General features: G+C 44.3%; 15 protein-coding genes. 13 read left to right on the forward strand and 2 right to left on the reverse strand.

The window, feature by feature from the left end:
- The first annotated feature begins 6 nt into the window (after positions 1 to 6).
- The 4 genes from NQ556_RS00455 to NQ556_RS00470 all read left to right on the forward strand — a co-directional run bounded on the left by NQ556_RS00455 (position 7) and on the right by NQ556_RS00470 (position 5,473).
- Positions 7 to 948 carry a DUF4340 domain-containing protein gene (locus NQ556_RS00455; RefSeq protein WP_008374171.1) on the forward strand — a complete coding sequence of 314 codons (942 nt, stop codon included), beginning with the start codon at positions 7 to 9 and terminating at the stop codon, positions 946 to 948.
- 203 nt (positions 949 to 1,151) lie between these two features.
- Entirely contained in the window at positions 1,152 to 3,374 is a 2,223-nt protein-coding gene (locus tag NQ556_RS00460) for an alpha-galactosidase (RefSeq protein WP_044999183.1), read from the forward strand.
- 103 nt (positions 3,375 to 3,477) lie between these two features.
- Positions 3,478 to 4,893, forward strand: a complete 1,416-nt coding sequence (locus NQ556_RS00465; protein ID WP_022220432.1) for an aminotransferase class I/II-fold pyridoxal phosphate-dependent enzyme — start codon at positions 3,478 to 3,480, stop codon at positions 4,891 to 4,893.
- Positions 4,886 to 5,473, forward strand: a complete 588-nt coding sequence (locus tag NQ556_RS00470) for a nucleoside/nucleotide kinase family protein (protein ID WP_022220431.1) — start codon at positions 4,886 to 4,888, stop codon at positions 5,471 to 5,473. The genes NQ556_RS00465 and NQ556_RS00470 overlap by 8 nt, the downstream gene beginning before the upstream one ends.
- Positions 5,474 to 5,680: 207 nt before the next feature.
- On the opposite strand, the gene NQ556_RS00475 is transcribed toward NQ556_RS00470, so the two are convergent.
- Both NQ556_RS00475 and NQ556_RS00480 read right to left on the reverse strand, forming a co-directional pair.
- A complete protein-coding gene (locus NQ556_RS00475) occupies positions 5,681 to 6,607 on the reverse strand; it encodes a SufB/SufD family protein (RefSeq protein WP_008374162.1) in 927 nt (308 codons plus the stop codon).
- Positions 6,608 to 6,624: 17 nt separating this feature from the next.
- Entirely contained in the window at positions 6,625 to 7,350 is a 726-nt protein-coding gene (locus NQ556_RS00480; protein ID WP_022220430.1) for an ABC transporter ATP-binding protein, read from the reverse strand.
- A 363-nt stretch (positions 7,351 to 7,713) separates the two neighbouring features.
- Here NQ556_RS00480 and holB point away from each other — a divergent pair, with 363 nt between their 5' ends.
- From holB to NQ556_RS00525, 9 genes are all read left to right on the forward strand, one after another.
- The gene (gene holB, locus NQ556_RS00485) at positions 7,714 to 8,703 is read left to right on the forward strand and encodes a DNA polymerase III subunit delta' (protein ID WP_008374157.1); all 990 of its coding nucleotides are present in this window, start codon (positions 7,714 to 7,716) and stop codon (positions 8,701 to 8,703) included.
- 3 nt (positions 8,704 to 8,706) lie between these two features.
- Positions 8,707 to 9,618: a PSP1 domain-containing protein gene (locus NQ556_RS00490; protein ID WP_008374156.1), complete on the forward strand. Its 912-nt coding sequence runs from the start codon at positions 8,707 to 8,709 to the stop codon at positions 9,616 to 9,618.
- The gene (locus NQ556_RS00495; protein ID WP_008374154.1) at positions 9,608 to 10,363 is read left to right on the forward strand and encodes a tRNA1(Val) (adenine(37)-N6)-methyltransferase; all 756 of its coding nucleotides are present in this window, start codon (positions 9,608 to 9,610) and stop codon (positions 10,361 to 10,363) included. The genes NQ556_RS00490 and NQ556_RS00495 overlap by 11 nt, the downstream gene beginning before the upstream one ends.
- A gap of 3 nt (positions 10,364 to 10,366) precedes the next feature.
- Positions 10,367 to 11,206 (forward strand): 16S rRNA (cytidine(1402)-2'-O)-methyltransferase, encoded by an 840-nt coding sequence (gene rsmI, locus NQ556_RS00500; RefSeq protein WP_008374152.1) that lies wholly within the window; start codon positions 10,367 to 10,369, stop codon positions 11,204 to 11,206.
- Between the two features lie 146 nt (positions 11,207 to 11,352).
- Entirely contained in the window at positions 11,353 to 12,465 is a 1,113-nt protein-coding gene (locus NQ556_RS00505; protein ID WP_008374150.1) for an ABC transporter ATP-binding protein, read from the forward strand.
- 302 nt (positions 12,466 to 12,767) lie between these two features.
- Complete coding sequence (locus NQ556_RS00510; protein WP_044999181.1) at positions 12,768 to 15,377, forward strand: cation-translocating P-type ATPase; 2,610 nt, start codon at positions 12,768 to 12,770, stop codon at positions 15,375 to 15,377.
- A gap of 71 nt (positions 15,378 to 15,448) precedes the next feature.
- Positions 15,449 to 16,687, forward strand: coding sequence for an AI-2E family transporter (locus NQ556_RS00515; protein ID WP_022220427.1), 1,239 nt, complete (start codon positions 15,449 to 15,451; stop codon positions 16,685 to 16,687).
- A gap of 342 nt (positions 16,688 to 17,029) precedes the next feature.
- On the forward strand, positions 17,030 to 17,641 hold the full coding sequence (locus tag NQ556_RS00520) for a nucleoside recognition protein (protein WP_008374141.1): 612 nt from the start codon (positions 17,030 to 17,032) through the stop codon (positions 17,639 to 17,641).
- 169 nt (positions 17,642 to 17,810) lie between these two features.
- Positions 17,811 to 18,806, forward strand: coding sequence for an ABC transporter substrate-binding protein (locus tag NQ556_RS00525; RefSeq protein ID WP_022220426.1), 996 nt, complete (start codon positions 17,811 to 17,813; stop codon positions 18,804 to 18,806).
- Positions 18,807 to 18,809 lie beyond the last annotated feature (3 nt).

The following is an 18,809-nucleotide window of genomic DNA, read 5'->3' on the forward strand; positions in this document are numbered from 1 at the left end:
AAAAAGATGGAGAAAAAAACAAGGACAATAGGAATCCTTCTGCTCGTACTGCTTGCTCTGCTCATTACATTTTTCGGGCTGAAAAAATGGAATACATCTAAGTCAGAGGCAGAAGAGAAGAAAAAAGAAAACGCAGTGGTGCATATTTTTGAGACAGATTCGCTGGAGTCGATCGAGTATAAAGAAGCATCTGGGGAAGAAATGTCCTTTGTAAAAGAGGATGATACCTGGGAGTATGCGCCGGACACCACGATCGCACTGACGGAGAGCAGTATGCAAAATATGGAAGATGCATTTTCGGATATTCAGGCGGTAAAAGAGATCAAGAATCCGGATGACCTTTCGGACTATGGATTTGATTCGCCGGAATATAATCTTACGCTGACCGGAAAGGATGGCGAGGCACATAAATTTCTAATCGGGAATGCTTCCGGAGAAAATTATTATTTCATGGAAGATGGAACAGAAAAAGTGTACACGGTATCGGCAGATCTGATTTCGGAAATGGTATGGCAGCTTGCAGATGTTGCTGAAAAGGACAGCTTTGTAACAGTTACATCCGATAACTTTGTAAAAGAGACTGTGACAAAACCGGGTGACGAGGTAAAAACCTACGAAGCGGACAATGAGGATCAGGAAGATACTGTCACAAGTATTATGACAGCACTTTCCGGATTCTATTTTACAGATTGTGCAGATTATCATGTGACGGACGCGACGCTTGGCAATTACGGGCTTGCGGAAGATCAGCGGACGAAGGTGGAGCTGACTTACAAGGATACGTCGGATGATGACAAGGAAAAGACAGTTACATTCTATGTGGGAAGCAAGGACGACAGTGCGACCTACTATTATGTACAGATGGACGGTTCACAAAGAGTAAGCCGGGTACTGATCGATACGGTAGAGAAAGCGCTTGGATGGAAAGTGGACAGTAGTGCAGAGTAAAAGAATACAAAGAGAAAATTAAATAAATCTGCTAAGAAAGAAAAAGGGATGATGTCTTTCAGGAAAGGACAGAGTCCCTTTTTTGAGTGTACGTTTTTACAAATTTATCCGCAGGAATCATTGACGCTGAAAAACCAACAGTGATACTATACAGATAATACGGAAAAATGAACGTTATACAATACGGAATGAGGAGAAACGATATGCCAATCATATACAATGAAAAAACAAGAGAGTTTCATCTCTACAACCAGGAGATCAGCTATATCATCAAGATCCTTGACAACGACCAGCCGGGACAGCTCTACTACGGAAAACGCCTGACACACAGAGAAGATTTCAGCCATCTTTTTGAATATGCGATGCGTGATATGTCACCGTATGCTTTCGAGGGGAATTCTACATTCTCACTGGAGAATATCAAGCAGGAGTATCCGACTTTCGGCTGCGGAGATATGCGTTTTCCGGCATATGAGATCGAGCGGGAGAACGGAAGCCATGTAGTCGAGTTTGTATATAAAGAGCATAAAATTTATAATGGCAAACCAAAGCTTGAAGGACTTCCGGCGACTTATGTAGAAAGTGATGATGAGGCGCAGACTCTGGAACTGGTTCTGGAGGATACAAGTATCAATACAAGAATTGTCCTTTTATATACGATCTATGAAGCATTTCCGGTGATCGCGAGAAGTGTACGTTTTGAATGTGATTCTGACGAAAAGATCACACTTCTTTCTGCAATGAGCGCCTGTGTGGATCTGCCGGACAAGGATTATGAGATGATCGATCTTGCCGGTGTGTGGGCGAGAGAGCGCTATGTGAGAAGACATAAGCTGGATTACGGTATCCAGAGTATTTACAGTATGCGCGGATGCAGCAGCTACCAGTTCAATCCGTTCCTTGCACTTGCGCGTGAAAATGCAGACGAGTTCCAGGGGCAGGTCTACGGTTTCAGTCTGGTTTACAGCGGAAATTTCCTTGCACAGACAGAGGTAGACAATTATGATACCGCCCGTGTGCTGATGGGAATCCATCCAAATGGATTTAAGTGGACACTTGGAAAAGGCGAATCCTTCCAGACACCGGAGATGGTAATGGTATATTCGGAAGCCGGACTTAACGGAATGAGCCAGACCTTTCACAAGCTGTACCGCACACGTCTGGCAAGGGGAACCTGGAGAGATAAGGTTCGCCCGATCCTGATCAACAGCTGGGAAGCATTTTATTTTGATTTTGATGCGCCAAAGCTTCTGGGACTTGCGGATGCGGCAGCAGATCTTGGAATGGAGCTTTTTGTATTGGATGACGGATGGTTTGGAAAGAGAGATGACAGTACTTCTTCCCTTGGCGACTGGTATCCGAATGAGGAAAAGCTGAAAGGAACGTTAAAGGAGCTGGCAGAAAAGATCAATGCCAAAGGTTTAAAATTCGGGCTCTGGATTGAACCGGAGATGACAAACAAAGACAGTGATCTGTACAGGGCGCATCCGGACTGGCTTCTTGCAGAACAGGGCAAGCGGATCTGCCACAGCCGGACACAGTATGTACTGGATTTTTCTAAGAAAGAGGTACGTGAATATATCGGGGACATGCTGGAAAATCTTCTTGCAGAAGTGCCGGTATCTTATATCAAATGGGATATGAACCGTACATTTTCAGAGGTGTTCTCCAATGGAAATGACAGAGAGTATCAGGGAAAGGTCTGCCACAAATATATCCTTGGTGTGTATGAACTGTATGAGCGCCTGACCAGCCGTTTTCCGCATGTATTGTTTGAATCCTGTGCAAGTGGTGGGGCAAGATTTGACCCGGGAATGCTTTATTATGCACCGCAGGGATGGACTTCGGATGATACTGACGCAATCGAACGTCTGAAAATCCAGTATGGAACTTCAATGGTTTATCCGGTGAGTTGTATGGGAAGCCATGTATCAGCTTCACCGAACCATCAGACAAACCGTGTGACACCGCTCGAGACAAGAGCAGATGTGGCTTACTTTGGAACTTTTGGATATGAGCTTGACCTTTTAAAGCTTGGCGAGGAAGATAAGGCAGAAATCCGCCGTCAGATCGCATTTATGAAGGAGAAGAGAGATCTGATCCAGAAAGGAACTTTCTATCGACTGAAGAGTCCGTTTGAGGGAAATGAGACCGCATGGATGATCGTATCGGAGGATCAGAAGAAGGCGCTGGTTGGTTATTACCGGGTAATGCAGCCGGTCAATGTTGGATTTAAGAGACTGAAGCTGAAAGGGCTGAAAGAAGATACCTGTTATAAGGTCAGCGGATATGCTTATGACTGCTATGGCGATGAGCTGATGCAAGTCGGAATGATCCTGTCCGATTCTGCGTCCGGTGTATGGAAGAAGGGCGTGAATGATAAGGGAGATTTCCAGGCGGAAGTGTTTGAGATTGTAGCTGTGTAAGCCGGAATATATGGAAAGGACGAAATGGGAGAACCGTTTCGTCCTCTTGCGTTTTTGGAAGAAAAATTATATGATGTTTCTAAAAGACTTAAAGAGGTTTAAAATGGAACGACTATACGATAAATTAAAAGCATATTCCGAGAGCGATTTTTACGCATTTCACATGCCAGGACATAAGAGAAACAAGACACTTCTTGGAATTGAACTCCCATACGATCTGGATATCACGGAAATCGATGGTTTCGATGATCTGCATCACGCAGATGGTATTTTAAAAGAAGAGCAGGAAAGAGCCGCAAGGGTATTTGGGGCAGAGGAAAGTCATTTTCTGGTAAATGGAAGTACTGCCGGAATTTTAAGTGCAGTGATGGGATGTACGCACCGGGGAGATAAGATTCTGGTGGCACGCCATTGTCACAAATCCATTTACCATGCAATTTATATGAATGGTCTTGTACCGCGCTATGTGTATCCGGAATTTGATATTTCCATGCATATGAACGGGGAGATCAGCAAAGAAGATGTGGCAAAAGCACTTGCTGCAGAGCCGGATATCAAAGCCGTTGTGATCGTATCGCCAAATTATGATGGCGTGGTATCGGATGTGAAAGGAATTGCAGAAGTGGCACATTCGTATAGGATTCCACTGATCGTAGATGAAGCACATGGACCGCATTTCGGATTTCATCCGGCATTTCCGGGGCGCGCAAATGATCTGGGAGCAGATGTGGTGATCAATAGTCTGCACAAGACACTGCCTTCTCTTACACAGACTGCAATCCTGCATATCAACGGAAAGCTTGCCAATCGAAGAAGAATTAAGAAATATCTGGATATGTTGCAGAGCAGCAGTCCGTCGTATATTTTCATGGCAAGCCTGGATGCCTGCGTGGATTTCCTGGATGGAAAATGTGAGGAAGCATTTGAACTTTATGTAGAGAGGCTGCAAAAGTTCAGAGAAGAGCTGAAGCCATTACAGCATTTACAGATTCTCCGTACAGAACATTATGATATTTCCAAAGTTGTGATTTCCACAGCAAATGCAAATATTACAAGTCCGGAGCTTGCGGACCGGCTGCGAAAAGAATATCATCTGGAAATGGAAATGACCGGAGGAACCTATGTACTTGCGATGACGACCGTGGCAGATACGCAGGAAGGACTGAACAGGTTAAAAGCTGCATTACTGGAAATAGACGATCAGCTGGAAGCAAAAACCGCCGTTTCCGGAAGCATAGAGATTTCCGGAGAGCTTCCTAGACTGGAGCAGTATTTTACACCGCAGGAGGCAGCAGAACGGGAAGAAGACGGAGAAGCAGAAGAGATTCCGTGGAAAGAAAGTGAAGGACACATTTCTCTGGAATACGCATATCTCTACCCACCGGGAAGCCCGGTTATCGTACCCGGAGAGCGGATCAGCCGGGAAGCAGTAGAACTTCTTTGTTATTATGAAACACAGAATCTCCAAATAGAAGGAATACAGACGGAAGGCAAGATAAAGGTGTGGAAACATGAGTAAAATATATTATCTGATGGGAAAAAGTTCAACAGGGAAAGACACAATCTACAAAGAACTGAGAAAAAGAATGCCACAGTTAAAAAATGTAACGATCTATACAACTCGTCCACGGCGTGAGGGAGAAAAAGAAGGCGAAGAATATTTCTTTACAGACGAAACTGAACTTGAAAAGTTCAAAAAAGAAGGCCGATTGATCGAAGAACGTGCTTACAATACAGTTTATGGTATCTGGCACTATTTCACCGCTGATGACGGACAGTTCAATTTTGAACAAAAAAATCAGGATTATCTCATGATCGGAACTCTTGAATCCTATGAAAAATTGAAAACCTATTTTGGAAACGAAAAAGTAGTTCCACTTTACATCGAGGTAGAAGACGGAGAGCGCTTAACCCGCGCCCTCGCCCGTGAGAAAACCCAGAAAGAACCCAAATACGCCGAAATGTGCCGCCGTTTCCTCGCCGATTCCAAAGATTTCTCCGAAGAAAACCTCGCCCACGCCGGAATCACAGAACGCTACGAAAACACAGACCTTGAAGACGTACTTGAGAAAATCTGTAAAAAGATACTTGAACAGTAGAGATTTCAACACCCAAGCGAGACAGGCTCCGCCTGTCTATATGAACTTCTCATTGAGAAATTCATGAAGTTTATTAAATAAGATTTTATAATGTAGTGGAGTCAATATCCAGAAAAAAAGAAATCCATCTTCGGTATCAGCGCCTTTGCACTATGGAACCGAAGATGGATTTCGTTTTTTCGTCATATTTCCACGCTACGCATGACTCTAATTCAAGAAGTTCTCAATAATCACCCCTTCTGCTTCCTCTTCCGTCATTCCAAGAGTCCGCAGCTTGATCAACTGCTCATCATTGATCCTTCCGATCGCAGCTTCGTGGATAATAGCCGCATCCACATGCTTCGCATTGATCTCAGGAATTGAACTTACTTCTGCATGATCCATGATAATAGAATCACACTGAACATGTGCATGGCAACGGTTCTTTCCGACAGCCCTCGGATGGAAGACCTGTCTGGATTCGCCTTTTGCGACCGAACGGGATACGATCTGCGCAGAGCTGCCTTCTCCGAGCAGTTCCACCATCATATTTGAAGTAGCTTCCTGTTTTCCATGTGTCATCAGTTTTTCAATGACATAAAGCTTGGAACCGGCTTCCAGATGTACATTATTTTCACGAACTGTAGAATCGACTCCTTTGATCTGAGCAGTATCCAGCGTAAATACAGAATTTTCACCAAGATAAACTTCGGTAACGGGATTGAGTACACGGGCTCCGGTGCCTTCACCCTCTCCGTAATGCTTTTCTACATAGCGTACATTTGCATTTTTTTCCACATGGAAAGTATGAATACCATCATGGCGGCTTTCGTTACATCCGCTGTTGTGGATACCACATCCGGCAACGATAGTTACATTTGCACCTTCTGCTACATAAAAATCATTGTAAACAACGTCCGTCATTCCGCTTGCGTCAACAACAACCGGAATATGAACTTCTTCGCCGTCTGTTTTTCCATCGATGAAAATATCGATTCCCGGCTTGTCCTGTTTTTTCTTGATTTTAATATGCTCACTGTCACCGTGGCAGAGCGCGATCCCATTATGTCGTAAATTGAATGCACCGGACTGTGTAAAACCGATATCATCGATCTGAGCTAATACTTTTTCTGTAATTTTATCCAATAAAGTCATTGTATCTTCCTCCCCTGTTATCTACATTTCAGACAGCTGTAAGAATCTGCTGTCTTCCCTAATAATTGTGGAAGGATATCCGCGGTCTGTCCGATCGAAGCAATCTTTCCGCCTTCGATTACCATGATCCGGTCAGCCATCTGGATGATTCTTTCCTGATGGGAAATAAGAATAAGACTCTGCTTTTTCTCTTTGTGCATTTTTTCAAACTGTTCGATCAACATAGAAAAACTCCAGAGATCGATTCCGGCCTCCGGTTCATCGAAAATACAGAGTTTGTGCGGCTTTGCGAGAACGGTTGCAATTTCCAGCCGCTTCATTTCACCGCCGGATAAGGTTCCGTCTACTTCACGTTCAATGTATTCGTTGGCACAAAGTCCAACGGTACTTAAAAGTCTGCAACAGACATCTCTTGTCAGATCTTCTCCAGCCGCAAGTGATAAAAGCTTGCTTACCGTCATTCCTTTGAAGCGCGGTGGCTGCTGGAATGCGTAACCGATTCCGGCTTCTGCCCTGTGGTTGATATCATAATCACTGATATCGGTTCCGTCTAAGATGATCTGTCCGGCACTTGCCTGGTCAATCCCCATCAGCACTTTTGCAAGTGTGGATTTGCCACCTCCGTTCGGACCGGTGATCACCAGCATTTCCCCGTCTTCTACGTTAAAACTGATATTTTCTACGATACTTCGTTCTATTCCGTTTTCATTCACCTGGAATGTAAGATTTTTTACCTCCAGCATGAGTTCATCCCCTTTCTGTGTAAGAAACTTATATAAAGTTTGTCTGGCCAAAATACCTTTTGCCCCCAACATCTTGTATGATGTAAGTATCAAAAGAATAAATTGCGTGGAAATGGAGCAATCCGATTACATCATTGGATACAGAAGCTTTATATATTCATGCTTAAAACATATCGGAAAAGTTGTCATCTTTTATTATTGAGAAGATAGTTTGTGTGCAGAAGATATGATTTCAACATACCTACAAAGCGAAATTCGCAGAATTTTCAGAAATAATTCAGAAAGACCACAGGAATTTGCTCTAGGTATCTGCATAAATTTATGTTATACTAATGGAATAGTAAGAAAGAAGAGGGTGATAATATGTCAGGATTTAAAGATGTCGTAGGACATAGCGAGATCATTCAGTATATACAGAACGCAGTTACAGAAGATAAAGTATCACATGCTTATATTCTGAACGGCGAGAAGGGATCTGGAAAGAAGATGCTTGCAGGTCTTTTTGCACAGACTCTGCAGTGCGAAAAGGGCGGAGCAGAACCGTGCTATGAGTGCCATTCGTGCAAGCAGGCAGTCAGCGGCAATCATCCGGATATTATCTGGGTAACGCATGAAAAGCCGAACAGCATCAGTGTAGATGATATCCGGGTTCAGATCAATGGGGATATTCAGGTGAAGCCTTATAATGGAAAATACAAGATCTACATTGTGCCGGATGCAGATATGATGACTGTACAGGCACAGAATGCTCTGCTGAAGACAATCGAAGAGCCACCTGCTTATGCGGTAATTCTGCTTCTTACAGAGAATGCGAACAGTCTGCTCCCAACGATCTGCTCAAGATGCGTTATGCTGAAGCTCCGTAACATTAAGGATCAGCTTGTGAAAAGGTATCTGATGGAGCAGCTTCAGGTTCCTGATTACAAGGCAGACGTGTGTACTGCATTTGCACAGGGCAATATTGGAAAAGCTGCTATGCTGGCAGGTTCTGAGCATTTTAATGAAATTAAAGATGAGGCAGTTCGTCTGCTGAAGAATATCGATACCATGGAACTCGGTGATCTGGTGGAAGCTGTGAAACGGATTTCCGCTTACAAGATTGAGATCACAGATTATCTGGACATCCTTATGATCTGGTATCGTGATGTTCTGATCTATAAAGCAACAATGAATATCGACAGACTGATTTTCGGTGAAGAGATCGACAGTATCAGGGAGCGTGCGAAAAAGAGCTCTTATGAAGGAATTGAGACAATTCTGGAAGCACTTGAGAAAGCAAAGGCGAGACTGCGCGCCAATGTCAACTTTGATCTTGTCATGGAACTTCTTCTGTTGACAATAAAGGAGAACTAGGGAATGACAAAAGTAATTGGAGTCCGTTTTCGGACTGCAGGAAAGATCTATTTTTTCTCACCGGGCAAATTTGAGGTGAAGCGTGGCGATCAGGTAATTGTAGAGACCGCGAGAGGAGTAGAATTCGGTAACGTTGTGATGGGACCGAAGGAAGTGAAGGATGAAGAGATCACCCAGCCTCTTAAGACAGTGATCCGCCTGGCGACAGAGGATGACCGCCGTGTAGAAGAAAAGAATCGCAAAAAAGAAAAAGAAGCATTTCAGATTTGTCTGGAAAAGATCCACAAGCATGGACTGGAGATGAAGCTGATCGATGCAGAATATACCTTTGACAACAATAAAGTGCTGTTTTACTTTACCGCAGACGGAAGAATTGATTTCCGTGAACTGGTAAAGGATCTGGCAGCGGTATTCCGTACCAGGATTGAACTTCGCCAGATCGGTGTAAGAGATGAGACGAAGATCCGCGGAGGAATCGGAATCTGTGGACGAGAGCTTTGCTGCCACACCTATCTGTCTGAGTTTGCACCGGTTTCGATCAAGATGGCAAAAGAACAGAATCTGTCTCTGAACCCGACTAAGATTTCAGGTGTATGTGGCAGACTGATGTGCTGCCTGACAAATGAGGAAGAGACATACGAGGAACTCAACAATAATCTTCCGTCTGCAGGTGAGGCGGTGACAACTCCGGAAGGACTGAAAGGTGAAGTACAGTCATTAAGCGTACTGCGTCAGCTTGTCAGGGTTATTGTAACTTTGGACAATGATGAGAAAGAAATCCGTGAATATCCGGCAGCTGACCTGAAGTTCAAACCGCGCCGCCGGAAAAAGGATGTGAAGCTTTCCAAACAGGAAATGAAAGAGCTTGCAGCTCTGGAGAAAGGTGAAGGAGCGTCAAAGTTAGATGACAAATAATCTTAAGCCGGGAGAACGGCTCGATGATTTACAGATAAAAGGCTATGAGATCATCCAGAGCCCGGGGCGGTTCTGCTTCGGAATGGATGCAGTGCTTTTAAGTGCCTTTGCCAAAGTAAAAGCGGGAGAATGCGTTCTTGATCTTGGAACAGGAACGGGAATTCTCCCGATTCTTTTGGCTGCAAAGACAAAAGGAAAGCATTTTACAGGACTGGAGATTCAGGAAGAAAGTGCGGATATGGCGTGTCGGAGTGTCCGGCACAACCGGCTTGAGGAGCAGATCGACATTGTGACGGGAGATATCAAAGAAGCGTCACAGATATTTGGAAAAGGTTCCATGGATGTGATAACAACGAACCCTCCATACATGATCGGAGGTCATGGAATGGCTAATCCGGAAAGTGCTAAGGCAATTGCGAGGCATGAGGTACTGTGCACACTGGAGGATATTATCCGGGAAAGTGCACGGATTTTAAAAGCCGGAGGAAGATTTTATATGGTACACAGACCGTTTAGGCTCGCAGAGATTCTGACAGCAATGTGTGAGGCGAAGCTGGAGCCAAAAAGAATGCGTCTGGTGTATCCATATGTGGATAAGGAACCGAACATGGTTTTAATAGAAGGAATCCGTGGTGCCAAATCGCGGATGACAGTAGATCCGCCACTGATCGTTTATGAGAAGGACGGCAGCTATACACGGGAGATCCTGGAGTATTACGGGATGACAGGAACTGGAAAGGAGTAACGAATGGCAGGAACATTATATTTGTGTGCAACACCGATTGGCAATCTGGAAGATATGACGTTCCGGGTGATCCGGACGCTGAAAGAAGTTGACCTGATCGCGGCAGAAGATACCAGGAACAGTATTAAACTGCTGAATCATTTTGAGATTAAAACACCGATGACCAGTTATCATGAGTATAATAAGATAGAAAAGGGACACGCTCTGGTGGAAAAACTTCTTACAGGGATGAATATTGCGCTGATCACCGATGCCGGTACACCAGGGATCTCAGATCCGGGTGAGGAACTGGTGAAAATGTGCTATGAAGCCGGAATTACGGTCACTTCCCTTCCGGGAGCCGCTGCCTGTATTACGGCACTGACACTTTCCGGGCTTTCCACCAGAAGATTTGCATTTGAGGCATTTCTTCCAACGGACAAAAAGGAAAGACAGGCAGTCCTAGGTGAGCTTGTAGATGAGACAAGAACGATGATCGTTTACGAAGCGCCGCACCGTCTGGTGAGAACCTTGAGAGAGCTTGGAGAAGTTCTTGGTGGGGACAGACATCTGACTGTGTGCCGGGAACTTACAAAAAAGCATGAGACTGCATTTCGCACCACATTTGCGGAAGCGGTTTCCTATTATGAGAGCAACGATCCGAAGGGGGAGTGTGTGCTTGTGATCGAGGGGAAGAGCCGGGAGAGCATTTTACAGGAGGAGCGCGCAAAATGGGAAGAAATGACGGTTCAGGAGCATATGGATTACTATATGAACCAGGGAATCGATAAGAAAGAAGCCATGAAAAAGGTGGCAAAAGACCGTGGAGTCGGAAAGAGGGACATTTATAAAGAACTGCTGTAAGGCTTTCGTCAATTTGTACACCTTCTTAAAAAATCTTTGTTCAACCCGGTCATAGACCGACGATGTAAAAACAGATATACTTTATTTCAGAAACAAGAACAGCGACAGTGTGTAAGAATCGCACAAAGATTTAGGAGGAAAAATAAATGGCAAGCTTATCATTAAAGCATATTAACAAAACATATCCGAACGGATTTGAAGCAGTTAAAGATTTCAACCTTGAAATTGAAGATAAAGAATTTATCATTTTTGTAGGACCATCTGGATGTGGTAAATCTACCACACTTCGTATGATCGCAGGTCTGGAAGAGATCACAAGCGGTGAACTCAAGATCGGTGACAAAGTGGTAAATGATGTAGAACCAAAAGACAGAGATATCGCGATGGTATTCCAGAACTATGCTCTGTACCCACATATGACTGTATATGATAACATGGCATTCGGACTTAAATTAAGAAAAGTTCCGAAACCGGAGATTGATAAGATGGTTCGTGAAGCAGCTAAGATCCTTGACCTTGAACCACTGCTTGACCGTAAACCAAAAGCTCTTTCAGGTGGACAGAGACAGCGTGTTGCTATGGGACGTGCAATCGTTCGTAACCCGAAGGTATTCCTTATGGATGAACCACTTTCCAACCTGGATGCTAAACTTCGTGGACAGATGCGTATCGAGATTTCCAAACTTCATCAGAGACTTGGTACAACAATCATCTACGTAACACATGACCAGACAGAAGCTATGACACTGGGAACCAGAATCGTAGTTATGAACGCAGGTGTTGTTCAGCAGGTAGATACACCACAGGTACTTTATGATACCCCATGCAACCTCTTCGTTGCAGGATTCATCGGATCACCACAGATGAACTTCCTTGATGCTGTATGCCAGAAGAAGGGTGACAAAGTTGTCCTCAAAGTTGGACCGGCTGATATTGAACTTCCACCGGCAAAAGCAAAGAAACTTATCGATGGAGGATATGAAGGAAAGACTGTTGTCCTTGGAATCCGTCCGGAAGATGTACATGATGAGCAGATGTTTATCACATCTTCACCGAATACAGTTATTCAGGCTAAGATCCGTGTATATGAAATGCTTGGTGCTGAAGTTTATCTCCACTTTGATTATGAAGGAGCTACAATGACAGCCCGTGTTGATTCTAGAACAACAGCAAGAACAGGGGATACAGTTACATTCGCATTCGATGCTGAAAAGATCCATGTGTTCGACAAAGAGACAGAAAAGACAATTACAAACTAAGATGTGAAATTATTTGCCGGAGTTTCCGATTTTGGAGACTCCGGTTAAAATTTTCTTGACAATCGGGCTATTCGTGGTATATAGTTACGTTAATAAAGGGGAGTAACCTACGCAAGGGAATCCGCGTTTGTGGTGTCGTCAGTACGGTGGAAGCATCCGGTACCACAAGAAAATGGTGAGACTTTTATTGCATTATTTGTTGTGCAATAAGGGTTTCTTTTTTTGTACATTTTTATCGAAAGAGAGCTTCGTTGCATAAGAAATTCAGGAATGTGAATACTCAGAAACAGGAGGCGGAAAGGATGAAAGAAATTTATCAGTCATCGGTAAAAGAAGTGCTTGGACAGATGGGAAGCAGAGAAGAGGGACTTACGATAAAAGAAGTGGAAAAGTCCCGTGAAAAATGTGGATGGAATGAGCTCGCGGAGGGAAAGAAAAAAAGTGTGCTGCAGATTTTTATGGAGCAGTACAAGGATTTCCTGGTGATTATCCTGATTGCATCGGCGATTATTTCAGGAATTTTAGGAGACGCAGAAAGTGCGGCAGTTATTGTGATCGTCATTACAATGAATGCGATTTTGGGAACCGTGCAGACGGTAAAAGCAGAGCAGTCGCTTCAGAGCCTGAAAAAGCTTTCAGGACCGGAGGCGAAGGTTCTCAGGAATGGTACGGTGACACCGATTCCGGCAAGAGAACTGGTAGTTGGAGATGTGATCCTTCTGGAAGCCGGGGATTATGTTCCGGCAGACGGACGACTGATCGAGAACGCAAGTCTGAAGATCGATGAAAGTGCACTGACCGGGGAGAGTCTTGCAGTTGAGAAGAGCCTGGATGAAATCGAAGAGGAAGTGCCGCTTGGTGACCGGAACAATATGTTATTTTCGGGAAGCTTTGTTACTTACGGACGTGGAAGAGCCGTTGTGACAAGTGTAGGTATGCAGACAGAAGTCGGAAAGATTGCCGGACTTTTGAAATCAACATCTGAAAAGCAGACTCCGCTTCAGGTGAATCTGGAAGAGTTCGGAAAGAAGCTTTCGGTTCTGATCCTGGTATTTTGCGGAATCTTATTTGGAATCAGTGTATTTCGTGGAGAAAATATCGGAAGCGCGTTTATGTTTGCAGTAGCACTTGCGGTTGCAGCAATCCCGGAGGCATTAAGTTCAATTGTAACAATCGTCCTTTCTTTCGGAACGCAGAAGATGGCCAAGGAGCATGCAATCATTCGAAAACTGCAGGCGGTAGAAGGTCTTGGAAGTGTCTCCGTGATCTGTTCGGATAAAACCGGAACTCTCACGCAGAATAAGATGACTGTTGAAGATTATTATATAGAAGGCAGAAGAATCCGGGCAGATGAGATCGATATGGCAGATCCGGCACAGAGATTTCTGCTTGATTGCAGCATTTTATGTAACGATTCTACCAATGAAAATGGAGTGGAAATCGGAGATCCGACAGAGACAGCGCTGATCAATCTGGGAAGCCGCTATGGAGTGGAAGCTGCAGAAGTAAGAGAAAGTTATCCAAGAGAAGATGAGATTCCATTTGACAGTGACCGGAAAATGATGTCGACGCTTCACCGGATAGACGGCGAAAACCGGATGATCGTCAAAGGTGCGGTTGACCGTCTCCTGGATCTGACAGACCAGATCTGGACAGAAAATGGAATAAGGGAGATTACAAAAGAAGATAAAGAAAAGATTCAGAGTCAGAATCAGGAATTTTCAATGGAAGGTCTTCGAGTGCTGGCATTTACTTTCCGGGAGATTCCGGAAGAACATCTGCTGACCGCAGAGGATGAGGACCATCTGGTATTTCTCGGAATGATCGCGATGATGGATCCGCCGAGGGAAGAGTCAAAAGCGGCAGTAGAAGAATGTATCAAAGCAGGCATCCGTCCGGTGATGATCACGGGAGACCATAAGATCACGGCAGCAGCGATCGCAAAACGGATCGGCATTTTAAAGGATTTATCCGAAGCCTGTGAGGGCGTGGAGATTGAAAATATGAGTGACGAGGAGTTGCGGGGATTTGTCCCGAAGATTTCTGTCTATGCAAGGGTTTCGCCGGAACATAAGATCCGGATCGTCCGTGCATGGCAAGAGCGCGGAAATATTGTATCGATGACCGGTGACGGTGTCAACGATGCACCGGCTCTTAAGCAGGCAGATATAGGTGTTGCAATGGGAGTAACCGGAACAGAAGTTGCCAAAGATGCAGCGGCGATGGTACTTACAGACGATAATTTTGCCACAATTGTAAAAGCAGTGGAAAACGGACGAAACTTATACCGTAATATCAAGTATGCGATCCAGTTTCTGTTATCGGGAAACTTCGGTGCAATTCTCGCTGTTTTATATGCATCGATCGCAGGACTTCCGGTTCCGTTTGCACCGGTTCATCTGCTTTTTATCAACCTGCTGACTGATAGTCTCCCGGCAATTGCACTGGGAGTAGAACCGCATACCAGTGATGTGATGAATGAGAAGCCAAGACCGGCAGACGAGTCGATCCTGACAAAAGATTTCCTGTCAAAGATTGGTCTGGAAGGACTGGTGATCGGTGTAATGACGATGATCAGTTTTCTGACAGGATATCATCAGGACGGTGCACTTCTTGGAAGTACTTATGCATTTGGAACGCTCTGTCTTGCACGGCTGTTTCACGGATATAACTGTAAATCAGATCATCCGGTGATTTTTACCAAACGGTTTTTCAATAATAAATGGATGCAGGGCGCATTTGCACTGGGCGCAATTCTGATCACGGCTGTACTTACAATTCCGGGGCTGCATCAGGTGTTCAAAGTAGAAACATTGAACTTTGAACAGCTTGGGACTGTCTACCTGTATGCATTTGCCTGTTTTCCAATCATACAGCTTCTGAAGTGGGTACGTGGAAAATTATCTGAGTAACAATATGGGAAAATGCTTACTGGTTGTAAGGGGATTAACCATAAATATATTGTAGTAGAATGGAGAAAATAGTGGATTTTAGTAAATTATCTATAAAAAAAATCCGGGAATTGATCGTATTTACAGCGCTGATCGTAGTTGCATTGTGGAAATTTGATGTGGTTCTTGGCGTGATCAAGGCGGTATGGGGGATTATTTTTCCCTTCGCTCTTGGCGGTGCGATCGCGTTTGTGATCAATGTTCCGATGAGCTTTCTGGAGAAAAAATTATTTGGAAAGGCAAAAGAGAAAGGAAGTAAGGCGGCAGGAAAGCTTGCAAGACCGATCAGTCTTCTTCTTACGATCGTACTGGTAGTGGGGGTGATTGTGCTTGTTATGTTCGGTCTGATTCCGCAGCTTACGGCAACAATTGGAAGTCTGATGAACAGTATTGCAGATTTTATTCCGCAGATGCAGAGCTGGGTACGGGAATTTACGCACAATAACCGGGAAATCATGGATCTTGTGAACCAGGTGGAGTTCAATCCGAATAAGGCAATCCAGTGGGGGATGAGTATTCTCGGAAATGGTGCGGGAAATTTTATGAATACAACGATGACAGCAGTTGGATCCATCGTCAGTGGAGTTACTACATTTTTTATTGCCTTTTCCTTTGCCTGCTATATTCTTTTCCAGAAAGAAAAACTGCATGTGCAGGTGAGAAAAGTGTTTTTCGCGTTTATTCCAAAACGAAAAGCAGAAGTGATTCTTGAAGTCTGTTCCCTGACCTACCGTACCTTCGCAAACTTCCTTACCGGACAGTGCCTGGAAGCAGTCATCCTCGGAAGTATGTTTGTAATTACATTAAGTATACTGAAAATGCCGTATGCACTGCTGATTGGAATCATCATATCCTTCACAGCCCTGATCCCAATCTTTGGAGCCTTCATCGGCTGCGTACTTGGCGGCCTCCTGATCTTCATGGTGAGCCCGAAACAGGCAATCCTTTTCATCCTTGTATTTCTGATCCTCCAGCAGATCGAAGGTAACCTGATCTACCCACACGTAGTCGGCAACTCCGTAGGGCTTCCCTCCATCTGGGTCCTCGCTGCAGTCACCATCGGCGGTAACCTTCTGGGAATCGTAGGAATGCTCATCTTCATCCCATTAGTGTCCGTACTCTATACCCTCTTCCGGGAATATGTGTATTTGCGTTTGAAAAAACAACATATTAAGAGAGTGACAAAAACAGAGGTAGAAGAATATACTGTAGAAGAAATTAATCGAATGAAAGAGTTATACAAAAAAGAACATCCTGAGAAAAATAATTGAATAAAGAAATGGTTTTCTACATATAAATGTATCGAAAACCGCAGCAAAAGCCTGCAACTTTGAGATGCAATCTCAAAGAGCAGGCTTTTCTACTCCCCATTTATAGTTTGGCGGAAAAGTATGACTTGTAGAATGTCAGCCGGGTGGAAAATAAATTGTGTTCAAATTCAATTTTTTGTGCAATGGAGACGAAACTCAGGAATCGTGGAAGCCATTGCTGAACACGATTCCCGCCCTAAGAGGTTCGTCGGAATGGTTTGCACAACTTGAATTTGAACACAATTTATTTTCCACCCGGCGTCCCCTCTCCAACACTCTTCCCCATCCAAGAAAGGAGAAAAAATGCTCAACTACCTGTGGTCGGGAATGATTCTTATTGGCATCCTTTTTGCCGCTTTCTCCGGAAAAATGTCGGATATCACAATCGCCGCCTTAGATTCCTCTAAAGAAGCTGTCACACTCTGTATTACCATGATGGGCGTCATGTCCTTCTGGACCGGACTCATGGAAATCGCAGAAAAATCCGGCATTCTGAAAACGGCAGCTGACTGTCTTTCCCCTCTGATCCATTTCCTCTTTCCAGAACTTCCAAAAGATCATCCGGCAGAAAAACCAATCGCGGCAAACATCATTGCAAATATCCTCGGACTTGGCTGGGCGGCAACTCCGGCAGGCCTTGAAGCAATGGAAGAGCTTCAGAAGCTGGAAGAAGACCGCCGCCTTGGAAAAGCAGCAGGACCGGTAAGAAAAAGAGGCGTTGCAAGCAATGAGATGTGTACCTTCCTGATCGTAAATATTTCTTCACTGCAGCTGATCCCGGTGGCGGTGATCGCCTACCGGAGCCAGTACGGAAGCGTGAATCCGACAGCGGTTGTTGGACCTGGGATTGTGGCAACGGCGGTCAGTACCGGAGCGGCGATTTTGTTTTGCAGGATAATGGACCGGAAAAGCTAGAATTTCTGTAGCTTTTTGTAACATACCTTGACTAAAGTACAAAAAAACGCTATAATCAATATCACGGCAAAGCTTTAAACCATTGAAGTTTAAACCGCTAAAGTTTAAAGCCGTAAAGCCAAAACGGAAAAAGTTTGTTCGAAAAGAACATAGATGGAGGTATGTTATTATGAAAGCAAGAAAAATTTTAGCAGTATCACTTACTGCAGCAATGACACTGGCACTGGCTGCCTGTGGCGGAAGTTCATCAGACAAAGAATCTTCTTCAAAGGATTCATCAGACAAGGTATATAAGATCGGTATCTGCCAGCAGCTTGAGCATGCAGCTCTTGACGAGGCAACCAAAGGATTTGAAGAAGCCTGTGAAGAAAAATTCGGAAAAGACAAAGTGAAGTTCGATCTTCAGAACGGACAGGGCGAACAGGCAAACTGCGCAACCATCGTAAACAATTTTGTGGCAGATAATGATGACTTGATCCTTGCAAATGCAACAACTGCTCTTCAGTGTGCAGCAGCTGCAACAAGCACGATCCCGATTCTTGGAACATCTGTTACAGATTATGCAACTGCTCTTGATATTTCTGACTGGACAGGATCAACAGGTATGAACATTTCAGGAACCTGTGACCTTGCACCGATCGATGAACAGGAAGCAATGCTTAAAGAACTCCTTCCGGATGCAAAAACAGTAGGAATCCTCTACTGTTCAGCAGAACCGAACTCAGCATATCAGGCGAAGAAGTTCGAAGAAGCACTCGACAAAGATGGAATCAAATATAAAGAATACACAGCAGCAGACTCTAATGAAATCCAGTCTGTAGTAACAAGCGCAGTAGATGAGTGCGACGCACTTTACATCCCAACCGATAATACAATGGCATCTAATACAGAGATTATCAACAATATCTGTCTTCCGGCAAAAGTACCGGTAATCGCAGGTGAACAGGGAATCTGTGAAGGCTGTGGTATTGCAACTCTTTCTATCAGCTACTATGACATCGGATACAGAGCAGGTGAAATGGCTTACGAAATCCTCGTAAATGGAAAAGATATCTCAACCATGGATATTGAAAGTGCACCGAATGTTACAAAGATGTATAACAAAACAATTTGTGACGAACTCGGAATCACTGTTCCGGACGATTACGAAGCAATTGAGGAATAATCA

Source organism: Coprococcus comes ATCC 27758, from assembly GCF_025149785.1.
Classification (GTDB): Bacteria; Bacillota; Clostridia; order Lachnospirales; family Lachnospiraceae; genus Allocoprococcus; species Allocoprococcus comes.

What these genes read in the sequence shown, in the direction of transcription:
- NQ556_RS00465 (WP_022220432.1), top strand. Translation starts at nt 3,478, where the DNA reads ATGGAACGACTATACGATAAATTAAAAGCATATTCCGAGAGCGATTTT.
- NQ556_RS00495 (WP_008374154.1), top strand. Translation starts at nt 9,608, where the DNA reads ATGACAAATAATCTTAAGCCGGGAGAACGGCTCGATGATTTACAGATA.
- NQ556_RS00455 (WP_008374171.1), top strand. Translation starts at nt 7, where the DNA reads ATGGAGAAAAAAACAAGGACAATAGGAATCCTTCTGCTCGTACTGCTT.
- holB (WP_008374157.1), top strand. Translation starts at nt 7,714, where the DNA reads ATGTCAGGATTTAAAGATGTCGTAGGACATAGCGAGATCATTCAGTAT.
- rsmI (WP_008374152.1), top strand. Translation starts at nt 10,367, where the DNA reads ATGGCAGGAACATTATATTTGTGTGCAACACCGATTGGCAATCTGGAA.
- NQ556_RS00525 (WP_022220426.1), top strand. Translation starts at nt 17,811, where the DNA reads ATGAAAGCAAGAAAAATTTTAGCAGTATCACTTACTGCAGCAATGACA.
- NQ556_RS00470 (WP_022220431.1), top strand. Translation starts at nt 4,886, where the DNA reads ATGAGTAAAATATATTATCTGATGGGAAAAAGTTCAACAGGGAAAGAC.
- NQ556_RS00520 (WP_008374141.1), top strand. Translation starts at nt 17,030, where the DNA reads ATGCTCAACTACCTGTGGTCGGGAATGATTCTTATTGGCATCCTTTTT.
- NQ556_RS00460 (WP_044999183.1), top strand. Translation starts at nt 1,152, where the DNA reads ATGCCAATCATATACAATGAAAAAACAAGAGAGTTTCATCTCTACAAC.
- NQ556_RS00510 (WP_044999181.1), top strand. Translation starts at nt 12,768, where the DNA reads ATGAAAGAAATTTATCAGTCATCGGTAAAAGAAGTGCTTGGACAGATG.
- NQ556_RS00475 (WP_008374162.1), bottom strand. Translation starts at nt 6,607, where the DNA reads ATGACTTTATTGGATAAAATTACAGAAAAAGTATTAGCTCAGATCGAT.
- NQ556_RS00505 (WP_008374150.1), top strand. Translation starts at nt 11,353, where the DNA reads ATGGCAAGCTTATCATTAAAGCATATTAACAAAACATATCCGAACGGA.
- NQ556_RS00490 (WP_008374156.1), top strand. Translation starts at nt 8,707, where the DNA reads ATGACAAAAGTAATTGGAGTCCGTTTTCGGACTGCAGGAAAGATCTAT.
- NQ556_RS00480 (WP_022220430.1), bottom strand. Translation starts at nt 7,350, where the DNA reads ATGCTGGAGGTAAAAAATCTTACATTCCAGGTGAATGAAAACGGAATA.